We start from the raw sequence: 20237 nt of genomic DNA on the forward strand, positions 1-20237 counted from the left end.
TTACATTCAGCATAAATGTTGGATGTTGTACCCCATCGCGAGCAGGCTCGCTCACACAGTGGTTTTGTGTCTGGGCGAAGATTGGGGGTTGTTCAAATAATCACCAATTGCCTTGCGCCTCTCTTGTCCCTTCTCTACAATTGCGCCCCTTGCTGTGACGGCAGGCACGCATGTGTCTATCGCAAGCAAGTCCATAAGTGTCATTCACTCCTTGTCTGACCGCTTTTGAGCGGCAGGCTACAACCCGTAAGGAGCATTCATGCGTCATTACGAAATCATCTTTTTGGTCCACCCGGATCAAAGCGAGCAAGTCGGCGGCATGGTTGAGCGTTACACCAAGCTGATCGAAGAAGACGGCGGCAAAATCCACCGTCTGGAAGATTGGGGCCGTCGTCAACTGGCCTACGCAATCAACAATGTTCACAAGGCTCACTACGTGATGCTGAACGTTGAGTGCACTGGCAAGGCCCTGGCCGAGCTGGAAGACAACTTCCGCTACAACGATGCAGTGATCCGTAACCTGGTCATCCGTCGCGAAGAAGCCGTTACCGGCCAATCCGAGATGCTCAAGGCTGAAGAAAACCGCAGTGAGCGCCGTGAGCGTCGCGACCGTCCTGAGCACTCCGACGCCGAAGGCGTTGATGGTGATGACAGCGACGCCAGCGATAACGCTGACGAGTAATCCACGGACCTTTTGAGGAGCCTATTACATGGCACGTTTCTTCCGTCGTCGTAAATTCTGCCGCTTCACCGCTGAAGACGTGAAAGAGATCGATTACAAAGATCTCAACACTCTGAAAGCTTACGTATCCGAGACCGGCAAAATCGTTCCAAGCCGCATCACCGGTACCAAAGCACGTTATCAGCGTCAGCTGGCCACCGCTATCAAGCGCGCCCGCTTCCTGGCCCTGCTGGCCTACACCGACAGCCACGGCCGCTGAGACCGGGCAGTCGACACGTAGCAAAGGATTGAATGCATGCGCGCCTTAGCTGAGTTCATCATGCGCGGCCGTATGCAGGCCACTCTGGTAGTGGCCGGATGTGCAACGTTGCCGTTGTTGTATTGGTTGGGTGCTGCCGCAGGATGCCTTGTGCTCCTGCGGCGCGGATTGAAGGACGCCTTGGGCGTTCTTGCTCTGGGACTGCTGCCGGCGTTGATCTGGTGGCTTTACTCCGATGACCCACGGGCACTTCTGGTGCTGCTGGGGTCTTCGAGCCTTGCGTTGGTTTTGCGCGCAAGCGAGTCCTGGAACCGCGTGCTGCTGGTCAGCATAGCGATGGGATTGGTGTTTTCAGTGGTGCTGGGGGCGGCTTTTGCGCCCCAGATCGAGATGCTGGCGCAGGCTTTGATAAAAGTCATGCCGTCGCTACTCGGTGATGTCTACCAGCAATTGTCGGTAGACGAGCAAGCGCGTTTCGCGTCCCTGATTGCACCGGTCCTGACCGGCCTGATTGCGGCTTTGTTGCAAATCGTCAGTGTGCTGAGCCTGATTGTCGGGCGCTACTGGCAGGCGTTGTTGTACAACCCGGGTGGTTTTGGTCGCGAGTTTCGCGCCATCCGAATCCCGCTGGGACCGGCGATGTTGCTGCTGGCGTTAATGCTTCTGGGGCCTAATTTAGGCTCGCAGATGGCCATGTTGACGCCGTTGTGCAGTGTACCGCTGGTGTTCGCCGGGCTGGCCCTGATTCACGGGCTGGTGGCGCAAAAGCGACTGGCCAAATTCTGGCTGGTGGGGTTGTACGTCACGCTGTTGCTGTTCATGCAACTGATCTATCCGTTGCTGGTGGTCTTGGCCATCGTCGACAGCCTGATTGATTTTCGCGGTCGTTCGGCACCGAAAGATGCCGATAACGCGAACGGTGAAGGTTAAAAGTTAAGAGGATTTTCACATGCAACTGATCCTTCTGGAAAAAGTCACCAACCTGGGCAACCTGGGTGACAAAGTGAACGTTAAGGCTGGTTACGGTCGTAACTACCTGCTGCCTTACGGCAAAGCTACCGCTGCGACCGCTGCCAACCTGGCTGCGTTCGAAGAGCGTCGCGCTGAGCTGGAAAAAGCCGCAGCAGACCGTAAAACTTCGGCTGAAAGCCGTGCCGCCCAACTGGCTGAGCTGGAAGTGACTATCACTGCCACCGCTGGTGACGAAGGCAAGCTGTTCGGTTCGATCGGCACCCACGACATCGCTGATGCACTGACCGCCTCTGGCGTTGAAGTTGCAAAAAGCGAAGTTCGTCTGCCGAACGGCACCATCCGCAACGTAGGCGAATTCGACGTAGCCGTGCACCTGCACGCCGAAGTTGAAGCCACCGTACGCGTTGTCGTGGTAGCAGCTTAAGCAGCACTTGTCGGCTGGCACCCTCGGGTGCTTGCCGGTAACATCGGGCACGATCCTGTTTACAGGTCGTGCCCTTTGTCTTTCTGCAGTTCCTGATTTCCCTAAATAAACCAAGTGGCCATGAACGATATCTCCGCTCCCGAGCAATATGATCTGCAAACCGCTGCCCTGAAGGTGCCGCCGCATTCCATCGAGGCCGAACAGGCCGTGCTCGGTGGTCTGATGCTGGACAACAACGCCTGGGAACGCGTGCTCGATCAAGTCTCCGACGGCGATTTCTATCGGCATGACCACCGCCTGATCTTCCGGGCCATCGCCAAGCTGGCGGACCAGAACTCCCCGATCGACGTCGTGACCCTTGCCGAGCAATTGGACAAGGAAGGTCAGACCTCGCAAGTCGGTGGCCTCGGTTACCTCGGTGAACTGGCGAAAAACACGCCGTCCGTCGCCAACATCAAGGCCTATGCGCAAATCGTTCGTGCGCGGGCGACGTTGCGGCAGTTGATTGGCATCGCCACCGAAATTGCTGACAGCGCCTTTAACCCGGAAGGCCGCACGGCTGAAGAGATTCTCGACGAAGCTGAGCGGCAGATCTTCCAGATCGCCGAGGCCCGGCCAAAAACCGGCGGCCCGGTGAGCGTGAATGATCTGCTGACCAAGGCTATCGACCGCATCGACACCTTGTTCAACACCGACAACGCCATCACTGGCCTGTCCACCGGTTACACCGACCTCGACGAGAAGACCAGTGGCTTGCAGCCTGCCGACCTGATCATCGTCGCCGGCCGTCCGTCCATGGGTAAAACCACCTTTGCGATGAACCTGGTGGAAAACGCCGTATTGCGCAGCGACAAGTGCGTACTGGTTTACTCACTGGAGATGCCAGGCGAATCGCTGATCATGCGTATGCTTTCGTCCCTTGGGCGTATCGACCAGACCAAGGTCCGGGCCGGTCGCCTGGACGATGACGATTGGCCGCGCCTGACCTCGGCGGTCAACCTGCTGAACGATCGCAAGCTGTTCATCGACGACACGGCCGGTATCAGCCCGTCGGAGATGCGCGCGCGGACCCGGCGTCTGGTGCGTGAACACGGCGATATCGCCCTGATCATGATCGACTACCTGCAGCTGATGCAGATTCCAGGTTCCGGCGGCGACAACCGGACCAACGAGATTTCCGAGATCTCCCGTTCCTTGAAAGCCCTCGCCAAGGAATTCAACTGCCCGGTCGTGGCGCTGTCCCAGCTCAACCGTTCTCTGGAGCAACGACCGAACAAGCGCCCGATCAACTCTGACTTGCGGGAATCTGGAGCGATCGAGCAGGATGCTGACGTGATCATGTTCGTGTACCGGGATGAGGTGTACCACCCGGAAACCGAACATAAAGGCATCGCCGAGATCATCATCGGCAAACAGCGGAACGGCCCGATCGGCACGTCACGACTGGCGTTCATCGGTAAATACACCCGCTTCGAAAACCTGGCGCCGGGTAGCTACAACTTCGACGACGAGTAAGTTATTCGTTGTCTGGTCGGGCCTCTTCGCGGGCAAGCCTCGCTCCTACAGGTCATGTGTCGTTCGCGCAATGGTGATTCAATACAAAACCTGTAGGCGCGAGGCTTGCCCACGAAGAGGCCCGACACCAATTTCCGACCATGGCCGTCGGAATTGATCAAATTTTGTGCTATATTCCGCGCCCGCGAAATTCAATGAAAGCCAACACCGGTTATCGACATGCAAGCAGCCAAGCCGTTATTTGACTATCCCAAGTACTGGGCCGAATGTTTCGGGCCAGCGCCATTCCTGCCGATGAGCAGGGAGGAGATGGATCAGCTTGGCTGGGATTCCTGCGACATCATCATCGTCACCGGTGATGCCTACGTCGATCACCCATCGTTCGGCATGGCGATCATCGGCCGGCTGCTGGAGGCCCAGGGCTTCCGCGTCGGGATCATTGCGCAGCCGAACTGGCAGTCCAAAGACGACTTCATGAAGCTCGGCGAGCCGAACCTGTTTTTCGGCGTCGCGGCCGGCAACATGGACTCGATGATCAACCGCTACACCGCCGACAAGAAAATCCGTTCCGACGACGCCTACACCCCCGGTGGCCTGGCGGGCAAACGTCCGGACCGCGCGAGTCTGGTTTACAGCCAGCGTTGCAAGGAAGCCTACAAGAACGTGCCGATCGTGCTCGGTGGCATTGAAGCTTCCCTGCGCCGAATCGCCCACTATGACTACTGGCAGGACCGGGTGCGCAACTCGATCCTGATCGACGCCTGCGCCGATATCCTGCTCTACGGCAACGCCGAGCGTGCGATCGTCGAAGTCGCCCAGCGTCTGTCCTACGGTCACAAGATCGAAGACATCACCGACGTGCGCGGTACTGCGTTCATCCGTCGTGACACGCCGAAAGACTGGTACGAAGTCGATTCCACGCGCATCGACCGTCCGGGCAAGATCGACAAGATCATCAACCCGTACGTGAACACCCAGGACACTCAAGCTTGCGCAATCGAGCAGGAAAAAGGCCCGGTTGAAGACCCAAGCGAAGCCAAGGTTGTGCAGATCCTCGCCAGCCCGAAGATGACGCGTGACAAAACTGTGATTCGTCTGCCATCGGTCGAGAAAGTCCGTGGCGATGCGGTGCTCTATGCCCACGCCAACCGCGTGCTTCACCTGGAAACCAACCCGGGCAACGCCCGTGCGCTGGTGCAGAAGCATGGCGAAGTGGACGTCTGGTTCAACCCGCCTCCGATTCCGATGACCACCGAAGAAATGGACTACGTGTTCGGCATGCCTTACGCACGGGTTCCGCACCCGGCGTACGGCAAGGAAAAGATTCCTGCCTACGACATGATCCGCTTCTCGGTGAACATCATGCGTGGCTGCTTCGGTGGCTGCACCTTCTGCTCGATCACCGAGCACGAAGGGCGGATCATCCAGAACCGTTCCGAAGAGTCGATCATTCGCGAAATCGAAGAGATCCGCGACAAGGTTCCGGGTTTCACCGGCGTCATTTCCGACCTCGGCGGCCCGACTGCGAACATGTACCGCATCGCCTGCAAGACCCCGGAAATCGAATCCGCGTGCCGCAAGCCATCGTGCGTGTTCCCCGGCATCTGCCCGAACTTGAACACCGATCATTCGTCGCTGATCCAGCTCTATCGCAGCGCCCGTGCCTTGCCGGGTGTGAAGAAGATCCTGATCGCGTCTGGCCTGCGTTACGACCTCGCGGTCGAGTCGCCGGAATACGTCAAGGAGCTGGTGACCCACCACGTCGGTGGTTACCTGAAGATCGCCCCGGAACACACCGAGGAAGGTCCGCTCAACCAGATGATGAAACCGGGCATCGGCAGCTATGACAAATTCAAGCGCATGTTCGAGAAATACTCCAAGGAAGCCGGGAAAGAGCAGTACCTGATTCCGTACTTCATCGCCGCTCACCCGGGCACCACCGACGAAGACATGATGAACCTGGCCCTGTGGCTCAAGGGCAACGGTTTCCGTGCCGACCAGGTGCAGGCGTTCTACCCGTCGCCGATGGCCACCGCCACCGCGATGTACCACTCGGGCAAGAACCCGTTGCGTAAGGTCACCTACAAGAGCGACGCCGTGACCATCGTCAAGAGCGAGGAGCAGCGCCGCCTGCACAAGGCGTTCTTGCGTTACCACGACCCGAAAGGCTGGCCGATGCTGCGTGAAGCGCTGACCCGCATGGGCCGTGCCGACCTGATCGGGCCGGGCAAGAACCAGTTGATCCCGTTGCATCAACCGGCGACCGACAGCTACCAGAGCGCCCGTCGCAAGAACTCGACACCGGCCGGCAGCCACAAAGTGGCAGGGGAAAAGACCACCAAAATCCTGACCCAGCACACCGGTCTGCCACCGCGCGCCAGCGACGGCGGCAACCCGTGGGACAAGCGTGAACAGGCCAAGGCTGCGGCGTTTGCCCGCAACCAGCAGGCGGCCAAGGAGCGCAAGGACGCGGCCAAAGGCAAGGGGCCGAAACCTGCGCGCAAGCCGGTCGTGCCGCGCTAAGCCTCGTTTGAGCGGAACAGAACGCCAACCTTCGGGTTGGCGTTTTGCATTTCTGAGTCTCGGAAAACCGGGGGTACCGGCTCGGGAAGTAGTGCTGGGGCAACTGGCCTCTTCGCGGGCAAGTCCGCTCCCACGGGTTTTTTCTGTGAATACAGAATTTGTGAACGACAGAGATCACTGTGGGAGCGGGCTTGCCCGCGAAGAGGCCCGAACTGGCGGCGACGTTACAACTGACCGCCACAATTATGTGCAATCCCTTCAAACCAATTCCCCGCATCGCCCGATTTTGGTGCTGTACTGCCCTGAGCAAATCGGTGAAAGCGCCAACGCAGCTGCATGGCATAAGTCTTGCGCCGCTTTCGATAACGTCCAGGCTCGCAGGAGGCACGCCGTGTCGATTCATGTCGCATTGCACCACGTCACGCATTACCGCTACGACCGTGCCGTCGAGCTCGGTCCGCAAATCGTTCGCCTGCGCCCGGCTGCCCATAGCCGCACGCGGATACTGTCCTATGCGCTGAAAGTCTCGCCCGAGCAGCATTTCATCAACTGGCAGCAGGATCCCCAGGGCAATTACCTGGCGCGGTTGGTGTTCCCGGAGAAAACCGATGAGCTGCGGATCGAGGTCGATTTGCTGGCGGAGATGGCGGTGTTCAATCCGTTCGACTTCTTCCTCGAGCCTTACGCCGAAAAGATCCCTTTCGCCTACGCGGCGGATGAGCGCAAAGAACTGGCGCCGTACCTGGAAACCTTGCCCCTGACGCCGAAATTCAAGGCCTATCTGGAGGGCATAGATCGCACGCCGCTACCAAGCGTGGATTTCCTGGTTGCGCTCAACCAGCGCCTCAGCGAAGACATCGGCTACCTGATTCGCATGGAGCCAGGCGTACAGACCCCGGAGCACACCCTCGAGCATGCCTCCGGTTCCTGCCGCGATTCGGCGTGGTTGCTGGTGCAGTTGCTGCGCAACCTCGGCCTGGCGGCGCGTTTCGTGTCCGGTTACCTGATTCAGTTGACCGCCGATGTCAAAAGCCTCGACGGCCCTTCGGGTACCGAAGTGGACTTCACTGACCTGCATGCCTGGTGCGAGGTCTATTTGCCCGGTGCCGGCTGGATCGGCCTGGACGCGACTTCAGGGCTGTTTGCCGGTGAAGGACACATTCCGTTGGCCTGTAGCCCTGATCCGTCCTCTGCGGCACCGATCAGTGGCTTGGTGGAACCGTGCGAGTGCGAATTCACCCACGAGATGTCGGTCGAGCGGATTTGGGAAGCGCCGCGGGTCACGAAGCCCTACACCGAAGAGCAATGGTTGGCGATTCAGGCCTTGGGCCGGCAGATCGATGCCGATCTGCTCGAAGGCGACGTGCGCCTGACCATGGGCGGCGAGCCGACTTTCGTTTCCATCGATGACCCGGACGGCGCCGAGTGGAATACCGCGGCGCTCGGGCCAGACAAACGGCGCCTTTCCGCCGAACTGTTCCAGCGCATGCGCAAGCATTACGCGCCCAAGGGCCTGGTGCATTTCGGTCAGGGCAAGTGGTACCCCGGCGAGCAACTGCCGCGCTGGTCGCTGAACTGCTACTGGCGACGCGATGGCGTGCCGATCTGGCACAACAGCGCGCTGATCGCCGATGAGCAGGAAGACTACGGCGCCGATGGCGAGTTGGCCGGGCGTTTTCTGGCGAGTGTCGCCGAACGCCTGAAAATTCCGACACGCTTTGTGTTCCCGGCCTACGAAGACAATTTCTATTACCTCTGGCGCGAAGGCGCTTTGCCGCAGAACGTCAGCGCCGAAGACTCACGCCTCGAAGAACCTTTGGAACGTGCGCGCCTGCGCAAAGTCTTCAGCCAGGGGCTGGACAAGGTAATCGGTCAGGTCCTGCCGCTGGCGCGCACCGCCAAGGGTGATCAGTGGCAGAGCGGTCGCTGGTATCTGCGGGAAGAACATTGCCGATTGGTGCCGGGGGATTCGCCGCTGGGGTATCGCTTGCCACTCGGTTCGCAGCCTTGGGTGAAGGCAGCGGAGTATCCGTTCATTCACCCAGTCGACCCGAATCAGGATTTCCCTGCGCTGCCGGGCTCCGACCAGCTACAGAATCACGCTCAACCGCAAACCGCCGACGAGCGTGCGCCAAAGATCGACGAGTCCGCCGACTGGCTGACCCGCACCGCTTTCTGCGCCGAAGCACGAGAAGGCCGGTTGTACCTGTTCATGCCGCCATTGGAACGGGTCGAGGACTATTTGGAACTGGTCGCCGTCATCGAAGCCACCGCCGAGGAATTGCATTGCCCGGTGTTGCTGGAAGGCTATGAACCGCCGAGCGATCCGCGCCTGAGCAACTTCCGCATTACTCCGGATCCGGGGGTGATCGAGGTCAACGTCCAGCCGTCCGCCACCTGGGATGAGTTGGTGGAGCGCACCGAGTTTCTTTACGAAGAGGCGCGCCAGACTCGACTGACCACCGAGAAATTCATGATCGACGGCCGGCACACCGGCACTGGTGGCGGCAACCATTTCGTATTGGGTGGCGCGACCCCGGCTGACTCACCGTTTCTGCGCCGTCCCGATCTGCTGCGCAGCCTGATCAGCTACTGGCATAACCATCCATCCTTGTCCTACCTGTTTTCCGGATTGTTCATCGGCCCGACGTCCCAGGCGCCACGGGTGGACGAAGCGCGCAACGATTCGCTGTATGAACTGGAAATCGCCTTCGCACAGATGCCGAAGCCAGGCGAGGAGTGTCCGCCATGGCTGGTGGATCGCTTGCTGCGCAATTTGCTGATCGACGTGACCGGCAACACCCATCGTGCCGAGTTCTGCATCGACAAACTCTATTCGCCGGACGGCGCCACCGGGCGCCTCGGGTTACTGGAACTGCGAGCCTTTGAAATGCCGCCCCATGCGCGCATGAGCCTGGCTCAGCAATTGTTGCTGCGGGCGCTGGTGGCACGGTTCTGGCGCGAGCCTTATGCACCGCCGAAACTGGCGCGCTGGGGTACAGAGCTGCACGACCGGTTCCTTTTGCCGCACTTTATCGAGCAGGATTTTGCTGACGTCATCGTCGACCTCAATGCCGCCGGTTATCCCGTGCGGGCCGAGTGGTTCGCGGCGCATCTGGAGTTTCGTTTCCCCAAGGTCGGCGACTATGCCGTCAGCGGCATCGAACTGGAGTTGCGGCAGGCGCTGGAGCCTTGGCATGTACTCGGAGAGGAAGGTGCGGCAGGTGGCACGGTGCGTTACGTGGATTCGTCGCTGGAGCGTTTGCAGGTCAAGCTTAGCGGCCTGCCGCCCCAGCGTTACTTACTGACGTGCAACGGCATTCCGGTGCCGTTGCAGCCCACAGGGCGGGTCGGTGAGTTCGTCGCCGGCGTTCGCTTTCGCGCCTGGCAACCGGCTAACTGCCTGCAACCGACCATCCCGGTCCACGCGCCGCTGGTGTTCGACTTGCTCGACACCTGGATGGGGCGTTCGCTGGGCGGCTGTCAGTACCACGTCGCCCACCCGGGTGGGCGCAACTACGACAGCCTGCCGGTGAACGCCAATGAGGCCGAGAGCCGGCGCATGGCGCGTTTCTTCCGTCTCGGACACACCCCAGGGAAACTTCCTATACCGAATCTGGAAATTAACGACGAGCTACCGATGACTCTCGATTTACGACGTTTCTAAACCGTACGCGACGCTCGGATTTTTCGTATATCCGGGCGTCATGAGCCTGCGTTAGTCTGACCGTTCTTTGCTGTCTGCCGAGCTTTCCATGCCTGACCTGCTTGACCGCTACCCGCTCACGGCGGGCACTTACCACGAACTGCTCGACGACAGCGGCGCCGTGCGCCCGCACTGGCGACGGCTGTTCGATCAATTGCAACGCAGCACGCCAACGCAACTGGTGCAGCGTCAGGCGCTGCTGACCCGGCAGATCCAGGAAAACGGCGTGACCTATAACGTCTACGCCGACCCCAAGGGTGCAGACCGGCCGTGGGAACTGGACCTGCTGCCCCATGTGATTGCCGCCGATGAGTGGCAACAGTTATCGGTCGGGATCGCGCAACGGGCACGCTTGCTCAATGCTGTGCTGGCGGACCTGTACGGCCCTCAGCGCTTGATCGCCGAAGGCTTGCTGCCGGCTGAGCTGGTGTTTGGTCACAACAACTTCCTCTGGCCGTGTCAGGGCATTGCGCCGCCTGACGGGGCCTTTCTGCATCTGTATGCCGTGGATCTGGCGCGCACGCCTGACGGTCGCTGGTGGGTCACCGCGGATCGCACTCAAGCGCCATCCGGTGCCGGTTACGCCCTGGAAAACCGCACCATCGTGTCCCGTGCCTTCCCCGAGCTGTACCGCGACTTGAAGGTGCGGCACCTGGCTGGGTTCTTCCGCACCCTTCAGGAAACCCTTGCCCGTCAGGCCCCGAGCGACGACGAAGCGCCGCTGGTGGTACTGCTGACGCCGGGGCGTTTCAACGAAAGCTATTTCGAACACTTGTATCTGGCTCGCCAGCTCGGCTATCCATTGGTGGAAGGCGGCGACCTGACCGTGCGCAATGCCACGGTATACCTGAAGACCTTGAGCGGCCTGCGTCGGGTTCACGCGATCATGCGTCGGCTCGACGATGACTTCTGCGATCCGCTGGAGCTGCGCACCGACTCGGCCCTTGGCGTGCCGGGGCTGCTCGAAGCCGTGCGTCAGGGCCGGGTGCTGGTGGCCAACGCCCTCGGCAGCGGCGTGCTGGAGTCGCCGGGGTTGCTGGGCTTCCTGCCGAAGATCAATCAATACCTGTTCGGTGAAGAGCTGATCCTGCCGTCCATCGCGACCTGGTGGTGCGGTGAAGCGCCGGTGCTGGCGCAGGCCCTGGAAAAACTGCCAGAGCTGTTGATCAAACCGGCGTTTCCGTCGCAGAGCTTCGCCCCGGTGTTTGGTCGTGATTTGAGTGAAAAACAGCGCCAGGCCCTGGCCGAGCGCATGCAGGCACGGCCTTACGCCTATGTTGCGCAAGAATTGGCGCAATTGTCCCAGGCGCCGATCTGGCAGGCTGAAGGGGGGCAATTGCAACCGCGGGCCATCGGCATGCGCGTGTATGCGGTGGCCAGTCGGGAGGGTTATCGCGTGCTGCCCGGTGGCCTGACCCGGGTTGCCGCCGAGGCCGATGCCGAAGCGGTGTCGATGCAACGCGGTGGCGCAAGCAAGGACACTTGGGTGTTGGGCGATCGCCCGCCCAGCGGTGAACAATGGAGAGCCCAGCGCAACATTGGCGTTCACGATCTGGTGCGACGCGATCCGTATCTGCCATCGCGGGTGGTCGAGAACCTGTTCTGGTTCGGCCGTTACTGTGAGCGCTGCGATGACAGCGCGCGACTGCTGCGGATTATGTTGGCGCGCTATGTCGATGGCGATGACCCGCAAGCCCTGGAGGCGGCGGTCGATCTCGGTGAACGCCTGAATCTGTTGCCGGAGGAGGGCGAGTTGCCCGAGCGCTTGCTGGCGGCGCTGCTCGGCGATGATTGGCCGTTCAGCCTGCGCTCCAACCTGCAACGCTTGCAGTGGGCGGCGTCGCAAGTACGCGGCAAGCTTTCGCGAGAGAACTGGCAAGCACTGGTGGAATTGCAGCGCGAGGCCATGGAACTGGAAACTGAAGAGCCGGACTTCGGCGAGTTGCTGGATTTCCTCAACCGACTGGTGATGTCGCTGGCGGCGCTGTCCGGTTTTGCCCTGGACGACATGACCCGGGACGAAGGCTGGCGTTTCCTGATGATCGGACGACGGATCGAGCGGCTGCAATTTCTCAGCGGCAGTCTGGCGGCGTTTCTGCGCGGTGCCGGGGCCTTCGATCAGGCCGGGCTGGAGTGGCTGCTGGAGCTGGGCAACAGCAGCATCACCTACCGCTCGCGGTACCTGGCGGTGGCGCAATTGATCCCGGTGCTCGACCTGTTGTTGCTCGACGAGCAGAACCCTCACGCGGTGCTGTTCCAGTTGAAACTGGTGACCCGCACGTTGAAGCGCTTGAACGATGACTTTGGTGCACCGCGGGAAACCGGCCTGCCGCAGTGGGTGGATCGGCTGGCGCGCTTCGATCTGGGTTGCCTGGAAAACTCATTGTTTGGCGAGGCCAGTGTCCGCGCCGCCATAGAAGGGTTGGCCGATCTGTTGCAGGAGATCGCCGATGCCAGCGGACAGGTGTCGGATCGCCTGGCCTTGCGTCATTTCGCCCATGTCGATGATGTCAGCCAGCGCACGGTGTCCGTCTGATGAGTGCCCATTACCAGATTTTCCACGATACCCATTATCACTATGACAGCCCGGTGTCCCTGGCTCAGCAGCTGGCGCATCTGTGGCCACGGACCTGTGCCTGGCAGCGCTGCACCGAGCAACAATTGCAGATCAGTCCCGAGCCGACTTCACGCCGGGATGAGCTGGATGTGTTCGGCAATCCGCTGACCCGGTTGGCGTTCGAGCGGCCTCACGATGAATTGTTGGTCAATGCCCGGCTCACCGTCGAAGTGCTGGCCCGGCCGCCGCTGGACTTCAATCAATCGCCGGCCTGGGAAAATACTCGCAACGCGCTGACCTACAGCAGTCAGCCACTTTCACCTGAGTTGCTGGAAGCCTGCCGTTACCGGTTCGAATCGCCCTATGTGCATTTGAAGCGCAGCTTCGTCGAGTTTTCCGAAAGTTGCTTCCCTCCTGGGCGGCCATTGCTGCTGGGGGTTCAGGCGTTGATGGAGAAGATCTTCAGCGAATTCACTTTCGACGCCGAAGCGACTCAAGTGGCGACGCCGCTGGTGGAAGTGCTGGAGCGGCGGCGTGGGGTTTGCCAGGACTTTGCCCATCTGATGCTCGCTTGCCTGCGTTCGCGCGGGTTGGCGGCGCGGTACATCAGCGGTTATCTGCTGACCCAGCCACCGCCGGGCCAGCCGCGGCTGATCGGCGCCGATGCGTCGCATGCCTGGGTGTCGGTGTTTTGCCCGGTGCTGGGGTGGGTGGATTTTGACCCGACCAACAATGTGCAACCGGCGCTGGAGCACATTACCCTGGCCTGGGGCCGGGATTTTTCCGATGTGTCGCCATTGCGCGGGGTGATTCTGGGCGGTGGCAGTCATGACCCGGAGGTTCGGGTTACCGTGATGCCATTGGAGTAGCGCAGCTCATGTAGGAGCAGGCTTGCCCGCGAAGGCGGTGTACCTGGCAACATGAATGTCGGCTGACTGGCCGCATTCGCGAGCAAGCCCGTTCCCACAGGGTGATGTGTTGCCTTTACTGATGAGGGTTTTCCATGTTTCCGGTTTCAATCAAAGGCGTCCTGCAATCCCCTGAGGGCCTGGTCGTACTGATGCTCAACGAGCGCGAAGAGTGGGAGTTGCCCGGCGGACGGATCGAGTTGGGCGAGACAGCACCGCAGTGCCTGGCGCGAGAAATCGTCGAAGAGCTGGACGTCGAAGTGGCTGTGGGTGAGCCGTTGGATTCATACTTGTTCGAGGTGATCCCCGGCAAACACGTGTTCATTGCCACCTACCGCTGCCAGTTGCTGGGCGGTTTTGTACCGACGATCAGTCATGAGCACAAGGAAATCGGCCTGTTCGATCCGGCGCAATTGCCGGCCAACTTGCCCAAGGGCTATCGCGATTCGATTGGTAAAGCGCTGGGGCTGTGAGGGGCAACAGCAAGGCTGCTGACCCTGGACACAGATCGGTGGGCCTGATCAGATCATCGGGCCCTGGGGGTCTCAGGCGTCGGGCGCCTGATCTTTCGGTGCTTCAGTTTCGTCTGTAGCCACTTCGCCTTCGGTATCCGGGTTCAGTGCTGCTGCTTCTTCTTCAGCTGTAGCTTTCTTGCGCTGAAGCTTTTCCTCTTTCTTCTGCTCCTTGGCCAAGTCTCTCTGACGTTTGGCGAAGGAATAATTAGGTTTAGCCATGGGCGATCCTCTGGGGTCGAAGGTGAGGTTGAGCGGCGCATATTCTGCCCTGTATCGATGCCGAGCCGTTAGCTGGGTTTTTGCTCGGTCCATTTTGGCGGTACCGAGGGTTGCCAGGCGTCCAGTGCGTCGAGCAGGGTTTTCGGCGATTCGCTCATTTGCAGCATGTCACGGTGCGCTTCGCGAACGAAGCCTTCGCCGACGATATGATCAAGAAAAGACGTCAACTTGTTGTAGAAACCGTTCACTTCCAGCAAACCCAGCGGTTTTCCGTGATAGCCGAGCTGGCCCCAGGTCCAGACTTCGAACAGCTCTTCCAGCGTGCCCAGGCCGCCGGGCAGCGCGATGAAGGCATCGCTAAGCTCGGCCATTCGCGCCTTGCGCGCATGCATGCCATCGACCACTTCCAGGCGTGTCAGGCCGCTGTGGCCGATTTCCTTGTCCTTGAGGCTCTGCGGGATGATCCCGATCACTTCACCGCCGGCCGCCAGCGCGGCGTCGGCCACAATCCCCATCAGCCCGACGGCGCCGCCGCCATAGACCAGAGTCAGCTTGCGCTCGGCCAATGCTCGCCCCAAGGCGACAGCCGCTTCACGATAAGCCGGGTTGGTGCCGGTGCTGGCACCGCAAAATACGCAAACGGATGCTAAAGACATGCCTTACTCCATGGTCAATCAGGACCACAGAGTAAAGGCAGGTTGGCATCGTTCCAAGGATTAAACCTCGCGTTCAGGTGTTTCACAGGTGCCACTGGCGCCACAGGCATAGGCGGCAAGCAAGCTGCTCAAAAAGCGGTTGAAAGACATGACAGGCGCTCCAGATAACTAATGACGCCCTGATGATAGGGCCGGGCCAGACGTCTGGCTGGTAGATTGTTTCGATGAGTGTCATAGCCCGAAAGTTGTATACAATTTTTGATTCAGGTCATAGGAACTTGCGAAGATTTCAGGCAGTCTTCTGTCCATTAGCACTTTTGTTAACCCTGCCTTGGAGATTCACCATGTTTGCCAAACTTGTTGCGGTATCCCTGCTGACACTGGCCAGCAGCCAATTGATGGCTGCGGAATGCAAAACGACCATCGACTCCACCGATCAGATGTCTTTCAACACCAAGGCCATCGAGATCGACAAAAGCTGCAAAACCTTCACCGTTGAACTGACTCACTCCGGCAGCTTGCCGAAAAACGTCATGGGCCATAACTGGGTGCTGAGTAAAGAAGCGGACATGCAGCCAATCGCCACCGACGGCCTGGCCGCTGGCATCGACAAGAACTACCTGAAAGACGGCGATGCCCGCGTTATCGCTCACACCAAAGTCATCGGTGCGAAGGAAACCGACTCGGTGACTTTCGATGTGTCGAAGCTCGATGCTGCTGAAAAGTACGGTTTCTTCTGCTCGTTCCCGGGCCATATCTCGATGATGAAAGGCACTGTGACTCTGAAGTAAAACAGCGCTTAAGCAATACTAAAAAGCGCCGCTGCGAGGCTATCGCAGCGGCGTTTTTGCGTCTGGGATAGGTATTTTGTGCTGAGGTGTGGGGCTAGCAATCTCACTCTGCTCGTTCAGCCCATTGGTCGGAAATTCGCGATACCTGTTATTTCTGACAGTAGACCGTGATTCTGATCGCGAGTCAGATGGCATGGCGCTCACATCACTTTGCGCATCCATTCTGAAAAAGGAGTTTTCATATGACCGAACAAGTGCAATTACCTCCGCTGAGTTCTTTGGTTCAGTCTCCGAGTAAAAATACTAAGGAGAGTTCTACCAGGATTCTGGCCATTACAAATGGCGATGGTGAGCTCATCGAAAACGGCGGTATCAGCAAAAATGGCGATTTAAGCTTTGTAGGCTCTGCTGAACCTAATCAAACGGCGGAGATTCTCGATAAGGGCGTTCCCGTACATCCTCCTGTTAATGTCGATAACCATGGTCACTACAGTGCCTTCTTGCCGGGTCAGACAATGGGTGAACACGCGTACAGCGTACGAACGTCAGATGGAAAGGAATCAGAAGTGTGGTTCATTTCTATGGACGTGCCCGTAGTTGCGCATATCCAGTGGGTAACGGGTCCTGACGGTGTTCCCATCCACAGTGGTGGAAGCACAGTGCATAGCTCCCTGAGTTTTGTCGGCCAGGGGGTGGCTTTCCAGACGGTTGATCTCCTGGACCGCGGGGAGTTGCTTCAAACACTCAACGTCGATGGAAACAATCATTGGAGCGCCCTCGTTGAGAACGTGAGCGAAGGCAACCATGAGTACACTGTTCGTGGGGAAGGCGGTGATGTATCGGCACCTTGGAGAATTCGGGTCAATAAGCCGGCTGAACTCACGGTCCAATTTGTGATAGGAGCCAGTTTCCGGCTCATCGGGAATCACGAGCCGACGACTGATAGAAAGTTAACGCTTGTAGGTACGGCAATCCCCGGTGAAAGTGGGTTTATCGTTGACTATGAGAGAGACCTGGTTCCATTCGTGGCTGATCAGAACGGTGTCTACACGGCAACTATTGAAGGCTTGGCAGAAAAGGTACATACCTTCAGAGCGAAATCTGACCAAGGTCGAGTCTCGATGCCATGGGCCATTAGGGTTGTCGGGTCGAAAGCACGACACACCGGTTCCTGAGTCATAGCGAAAAAGGCCCACTGAGAAATACCTTCAATGGGCCTTTTTGTTGCTCATGGCCCCGCTTATGGCCCCGCTTATGGCGCGAACGGCATCACTCGCTTGTGATGGGTCTTCTTGTACGTATCGCAGATGATCTTGAACGCTTCCTCACGCACAGGCTCACCGTGCAGGAAAGCATCGATCTCGGCATAGGTCACGCCGTGGGACGCTTCGTCCGGTTTGCCCGGCGACAGGTCTTCGAGGTCGGCGGTCGGGATTTTTTCCACCAGCGACTCCGGCGCGCCGAAGCTGCGGGCAATCGCCCGGACCTGATTTTTCACCAGGCCGCTCAGCGGTGCGAGGTCGCAGGCGCCGTCACCGAATTTGGTGAAGAAGCCCATCACCGCTTCTGCCGCGTGATCGGTGCCGATCACCAGGCCGTGAGCCGCGCCAGCGATGGTGTATTGCGCAACCATGCGCATCCGCGCCTTGGTGTTGCCCAACACGAAATCCTTCGCCACCGCCTCCTTACCCTCGAAGGCCGCCACTTCGCTGGCCAGGGATTTGACCGCCGGGGCGATGTTTACAGTGTGGCGCTCATCGGGGGCAATGAAATCCACTGAGGCCTGGGCATCATGTTCGTCGAACTGGACGCCATAAGGCAGGCGCACGGCGATGAACTTGTAACTGGCATCACCAGTGCGCTCGCGCAGTTCACGCATGGCGCGCTGGGCCAGCAGGCCGGCGGTCAGGGAGTCGACACCGCCACTGATGCCCAGCACCAGCGTCTTGAGCCCGGCATTGACCAGGCAGTCCTGAATGAAGGTAATCCGCCGGGCAACTTCAGCCTCGAGGGCGAGTTGATCCGCGAAGGGCGGTTGGACCTTGAGCTGTTCAGCAATCTCACGCTGTACGGCTTGCATGAATTCACTCCTTGCTAGATGGGCTGGAAATGGCGGCAGGTACTTGGAAAACATGTCGCAAATAGGCGACGAAATTCGGGTCTTTGCAGTGAGTCTTGCCAGGCTCATCAGAAATCTTGGCCACCGGCTGGCCGTTGCAGGCCGTCATTTTAAGCACGATGCTCATTGGTTCGACACCCGGAATATCGCACGTCAGGTTGGTGCCGATACCGAAGCTCACATTGATCCGACCGCGCAATGCCCGAAAAATCTCCAGAGATTTGGGTAGGGTCAGGCTGTCGGAAAACACCAGGGTCTTGCTCATCGGGTCGATGCCAAGCTTGTGATAGTGGGCGATGGCTTTTTCCGCCCACTGCACCGGGTCACCGGAATCGTGGCGCAAGCCGTCGAAGAGCTTGGCAAAGAACAGGTCGAAATCGTTGAGGAAGGCATCGGAGGTGATGCAGTCGGTCAGGGCGATTCCCAGCAAACCCCGGTATTCGCGGACCCAACAGTCGAGGGCGGCAATCTGGCTGTCGATCAGCCGTGGACCAAGTTGCTGGTGAGCCATGATCCATTCGTGGGCCATGGTGCCCAGCGGTTTCATGTCCAGCTCCCGGGACAGGTGCACGTTGCTGGTGCCGACGAAGCGACCGGGGAAGTCATGCTTGAGCACGTTCACCACTTCTTCCTGGACACGGTACGAGAAGCGACGGCGAGTGCCGAAATCGGCTACCTGCAACTCGGACAATTCGTCCGCGCTGGCATTGGCGGTCAGCCAGTCGAATTTGCGATAGAGCTGCTCGCGGGCCTGTTCCAGAACGACTTCCCGGTAGCGATAGCGGTTGCGTACTTCGCTGACCATGGCCAGCAGCGGCACTTCGAACAGGATCACGTGCAGCCACGGCCCGCGCAGGCGGATGAACAACTCGCCGTTTTCAATACCAGTGTGGATATAGCGCAGGTTGAAGCGGAACAGCCCGAGGAAACGCAGGAAATCCGGTTTCAGAAAGCTGATGCGCTCCAGAAAGCTCAACTGATCGGCACTCAGGCTCAACTCGGCCAGACGCTCGATCTGGAAGCGGATCTCCGCCAGGTACGGGCGCAGATCCTCACTGTTACGGCAACGAAACTCCCATTCGACTTCCACGTTCGGGTAGTTGTGCAGCACCGCCTGCATCATCGTCAGTTTGTAGAAGTCGGTGTCGAGCAGGTTCTGCACGATGCGATCGGCAAACACACTCTCGCTCATAACGGGGTTCTCCAGGCGGGCCGCGGCCCGTGGCAGCGGCGTTGCAGCAGTTTCAATGAATGGGGCTAGTGGCGCATATCAATGGTGAGGATTGCCAGCGATTTTTCAGATCGCAGCAGATCCCTGTGGCAACCCTACTTGGATGGCATGTCCGGACTATCGATCTGCTCCAGCATCCACTTCACAAAATCCCGCACCTTGGGCACTTCCGCCGAATGCTCTGGATACGCCAGGTAATAGGCGTCGGTGCTGGGCATTGCATGCTGCCAGGGAATGACCAGTTTGCCGTCGGCCAATTCCTCTTCCACCAGAAACTTTGGCAGCAACGCCACGCCGCAGCCGACCTGGGCGGCGCGGATGCACATGTAGAAGGTTTCGAAACGCGGGCCGTGGTAGCTGTGTTCGGTGTGGTAGCCCTGGCTGTCGAACCAGTCGTGCCAAGCCTGAGGCCGGGAAGCATTTTGCAGCAGGACCAGGTCAGTGAGTTGCGTAGGGTCGGTGAACGGCGTGTCCGGCAGGCTGCCCGGTGCGCAGACCGGCACCAGCTCTTCGCCAAACAGCTTCAGGCATTCGGTGCCGGGCCGAGAGCCCTGGCCAAAGTAGAACGCCAGGTCGCTGCGACCTTGCAGCAGGTCGTCGGCTTCCTGTTCGCTGCACAGGTCCAGATGGATCGACGGATGTCGCAGGCGCCAGCCTTTCAGGCGTGGCACCAACCAGCGTGCACCGAAGGTTGGCGGCGTCGAAACTCGCAAGACTTCGGTTTCACCGCCGTAGGAACGCAGGTAATGAGTCGACATTTCGACTTGGGTGAGGATTTTTCGCACCTCCACCAGGTACAAATCGCCGGCGGGGGTCATTTGCAGGCGTCGACGCACCCGGCGAAACAACAGGTGTTGCAGCAATTCTTCGAGTTGCGCGACCTGTTTGCTCACGGCGCTCTGCGTCAGGTTCAGCTCTTCGGCGGCACGGGTGAAGCTCAAATGCCGGGTCACGGCCTCGAAGCACTGCAAGGCGGTAATCGACGGCAAGTAGCGTTTATTCAGCATGGGTGGTCCTTTTTCTTGTTTCTCTATGCTCTTTTTTACCGGCAAATTCGCAGCATGAATAAACGGAATGATATCTCTCTTAAAGGTCGTTTGTTGGGTAACCTCCGGGGAGCTAAAACTACAGGTCTGATCAGCCGAATGAATCCGGCTGCA

17 protein-coding genes are annotated in these 20237 nt (G+C 59.3%); 12 read left to right on the forward strand and 5 right to left on the reverse strand.

The window, feature by feature from the left end; genetic code table 11:
* Positions 1 to 259 precede the first annotated feature (259 nt).
* From rpsF to PSH97_RS02575, 10 genes are all read left to right on the forward strand, one after another.
* Complete coding sequence (gene rpsF / locus PSH97_RS02530) at positions 260 to 682, forward strand: 30S ribosomal protein S6 (RefSeq protein ID WP_007902678.1); 423 nt, start codon at positions 260 to 262, stop codon at positions 680 to 682.
* Between the two features lie 28 nt (positions 683 to 710).
* Complete coding sequence (gene rpsR / locus PSH97_RS02535) at positions 711 to 941, forward strand: 30S ribosomal protein S18 (RefSeq protein ID WP_002551829.1); 231 nt, start codon at positions 711 to 713, stop codon at positions 939 to 941.
* 36 nt (positions 942 to 977) lie between these two features.
* Positions 978 to 1871, forward strand: coding sequence for a YybS family protein (locus PSH97_RS02540; RefSeq protein ID WP_305447972.1), 894 nt, complete (start codon positions 978 to 980; stop codon positions 1869 to 1871).
* Positions 1872 to 1890: 19 nt separating this feature from the next.
* Positions 1891 to 2337 (forward strand): 50S ribosomal protein L9, encoded by a 447-nt coding sequence (gene rplI / locus PSH97_RS02545; protein WP_003197251.1) that lies wholly within the window; start codon positions 1891 to 1893, stop codon positions 2335 to 2337.
* 120 nt (positions 2338 to 2457) lie between these two features.
* A complete protein-coding gene (gene dnaB, locus PSH97_RS02550; RefSeq protein WP_008068885.1) occupies positions 2458 to 3852 on the forward strand; it encodes a replicative DNA helicase in 1395 nt (464 codons plus the stop codon).
* 219 nt (positions 3853 to 4071) lie between these two features.
* Positions 4072 to 6375 carry a YgiQ family radical SAM protein gene (locus PSH97_RS02555; RefSeq protein ID WP_305447973.1) on the forward strand — a complete coding sequence of 768 codons (2304 nt, stop codon included), beginning with the start codon at positions 4072 to 4074 and terminating at the stop codon, positions 6373 to 6375.
* 391 nt (positions 6376 to 6766) lie between these two features.
* A complete protein-coding gene (locus PSH97_RS02560) occupies positions 6767 to 10042 on the forward strand; it encodes a transglutaminase family protein (protein ID WP_305447974.1) in 3276 nt (1091 codons plus the stop codon).
* A gap of 88 nt (positions 10043 to 10130) precedes the next feature.
* Positions 10131 to 12617: a circularly permuted type 2 ATP-grasp protein gene (locus PSH97_RS02565; RefSeq protein ID WP_305447975.1), complete on the forward strand. Its 2487-nt coding sequence runs from the start codon at positions 10131 to 10133 to the stop codon at positions 12615 to 12617.
* Complete coding sequence (locus PSH97_RS02570; protein ID WP_305447976.1) at positions 12617 to 13507, forward strand: transglutaminase family protein; 891 nt, start codon at positions 12617 to 12619, stop codon at positions 13505 to 13507. Before PSH97_RS02565 ends, PSH97_RS02570 begins: the two co-directional genes overlap by 1 nt.
* A gap of 134 nt (positions 13508 to 13641) precedes the next feature.
* Positions 13642 to 14019 (forward strand): NUDIX hydrolase, encoded by a 378-nt coding sequence (locus tag PSH97_RS02575; protein WP_305447977.1) that lies wholly within the window; start codon positions 13642 to 13644, stop codon positions 14017 to 14019.
* 72 nt (positions 14020 to 14091) lie between these two features.
* Here PSH97_RS02575 and PSH97_RS02580 read toward each other — a convergent pair whose 3' ends face one another.
* Both PSH97_RS02580 and PSH97_RS02585 read right to left on the reverse strand, forming a co-directional pair.
* Complete coding sequence (locus PSH97_RS02580; protein ID WP_007902706.1) at positions 14092 to 14280, reverse strand: hypothetical protein; 189 nt, start codon at positions 14278 to 14280, stop codon at positions 14092 to 14094.
* Between the two features lie 68 nt (positions 14281 to 14348).
* Positions 14349 to 14936: an LOG family protein gene (locus PSH97_RS02585; RefSeq protein WP_305447978.1), complete on the reverse strand. Its 588-nt coding sequence runs from the start codon at positions 14934 to 14936 to the stop codon at positions 14349 to 14351.
* Positions 14937 to 15280: 344 nt separating this feature from the next.
* Here PSH97_RS02585 and azu point away from each other — a divergent pair, with 344 nt between their 5' ends.
* Together azu and PSH97_RS02595 are read left to right on the forward strand one after the other, a co-directional pair.
* A complete protein-coding gene (azu, locus tag PSH97_RS02590; protein ID WP_305447979.1) occupies positions 15281 to 15727 on the forward strand; it encodes an azurin in 447 nt (148 codons plus the stop codon).
* 242 nt (positions 15728 to 15969) lie between these two features.
* Complete coding sequence (locus tag PSH97_RS02595; protein WP_305447980.1) at positions 15970 to 16902, forward strand: hypothetical protein; 933 nt, start codon at positions 15970 to 15972, stop codon at positions 16900 to 16902.
* Between the two features lie 77 nt (positions 16903 to 16979).
* Here the strand turns inward: PSH97_RS02595 and nadE are convergent, their stop codons facing one another.
* The 3 genes from nadE to PSH97_RS02610 form a co-directional block, all read right to left on the reverse strand.
* The gene (nadE, locus tag PSH97_RS02600; protein ID WP_305447981.1) at positions 16980 to 17807 is read right to left on the reverse strand and encodes an ammonia-dependent NAD(+) synthetase; all 828 of its coding nucleotides are present in this window, start codon (positions 17805 to 17807) and stop codon (positions 16980 to 16982) included.
* Between the two features lie 4 nt (positions 17808 to 17811).
* Positions 17812 to 19038: a nicotinate phosphoribosyltransferase gene (gene pncB, locus PSH97_RS02605; RefSeq protein WP_305447982.1), complete on the reverse strand. Its 1227-nt coding sequence runs from the start codon at positions 19036 to 19038 to the stop codon at positions 17812 to 17814.
* 134 nt (positions 19039 to 19172) lie between these two features.
* The gene (locus tag PSH97_RS02610; RefSeq protein ID WP_305447983.1) at positions 19173 to 20084 is read right to left on the reverse strand and encodes a LysR family transcriptional regulator; all 912 of its coding nucleotides are present in this window, start codon (positions 20082 to 20084) and stop codon (positions 19173 to 19175) included.
* Positions 20085 to 20237 lie beyond the last annotated feature (153 nt).

The sequence above is a fragment of the Pseudomonas cucumis genome, assembly GCF_030687935.1.
Classification (GTDB): Bacteria; Pseudomonadota; Gammaproteobacteria; order Pseudomonadales; family Pseudomonadaceae; genus Aquipseudomonas; species Aquipseudomonas cucumis.

What these genes read in the sequence shown, in the direction of transcription:
- rpsF (WP_007902678.1), top strand. Translation starts at nt 260, where the DNA reads ATGCGTCATTACGAAATCATCTTTTTGGTCCACCCGGATCAAAGCGAG.
- rpsR (WP_002551829.1), top strand. Translation starts at nt 711, where the DNA reads ATGGCACGTTTCTTCCGTCGTCGTAAATTCTGCCGCTTCACCGCTGAA.
- PSH97_RS02540 (WP_305447972.1), top strand. Translation starts at nt 978, where the DNA reads ATGCGCGCCTTAGCTGAGTTCATCATGCGCGGCCGTATGCAGGCCACT.
- rplI (WP_003197251.1), top strand. Translation starts at nt 1,891, where the DNA reads ATGCAACTGATCCTTCTGGAAAAAGTCACCAACCTGGGCAACCTGGGT.
- dnaB (WP_008068885.1), top strand. Translation starts at nt 2,458, where the DNA reads ATGAACGATATCTCCGCTCCCGAGCAATATGATCTGCAAACCGCTGCC.
- PSH97_RS02555 (WP_305447973.1), top strand. Translation starts at nt 4,072, where the DNA reads ATGCAAGCAGCCAAGCCGTTATTTGACTATCCCAAGTACTGGGCCGAA.
- PSH97_RS02565 (WP_305447975.1), top strand. Translation starts at nt 10,131, where the DNA reads ATGCCTGACCTGCTTGACCGCTACCCGCTCACGGCGGGCACTTACCAC.
- PSH97_RS02570 (WP_305447976.1), top strand. Translation starts at nt 12,617, where the DNA reads ATGAGTGCCCATTACCAGATTTTCCACGATACCCATTATCACTATGAC.
- PSH97_RS02575 (WP_305447977.1), top strand. Translation starts at nt 13,642, where the DNA reads ATGTTTCCGGTTTCAATCAAAGGCGTCCTGCAATCCCCTGAGGGCCTG.
- PSH97_RS02580 (WP_007902706.1), bottom strand. Translation starts at nt 14,280, where the DNA reads ATGGCTAAACCTAATTATTCCTTCGCCAAACGTCAGAGAGACTTGGCC.
- PSH97_RS02585 (WP_305447978.1), bottom strand. Translation starts at nt 14,936, where the DNA reads ATGTCTTTAGCATCCGTTTGCGTATTTTGCGGTGCCAGCACCGGCACC.
- azu (WP_305447979.1), top strand. Translation starts at nt 15,281, where the DNA reads ATGTTTGCCAAACTTGTTGCGGTATCCCTGCTGACACTGGCCAGCAGC.
- PSH97_RS02595 (WP_305447980.1), top strand. Translation starts at nt 15,970, where the DNA reads ATGACCGAACAAGTGCAATTACCTCCGCTGAGTTCTTTGGTTCAGTCT.
- nadE (WP_305447981.1), bottom strand. Translation starts at nt 17,807, where the DNA reads ATGCAAGCCGTACAGCGTGAGATTGCTGAACAGCTCAAGGTCCAACCG.
- pncB (WP_305447982.1), bottom strand. Translation starts at nt 19,038, where the DNA reads ATGAGCGAGAGTGTGTTTGCCGATCGCATCGTGCAGAACCTGCTCGAC.
- PSH97_RS02610 (WP_305447983.1), bottom strand. Translation starts at nt 20,084, where the DNA reads ATGCTGAATAAACGCTACTTGCCGTCGATTACCGCCTTGCAGTGCTTC.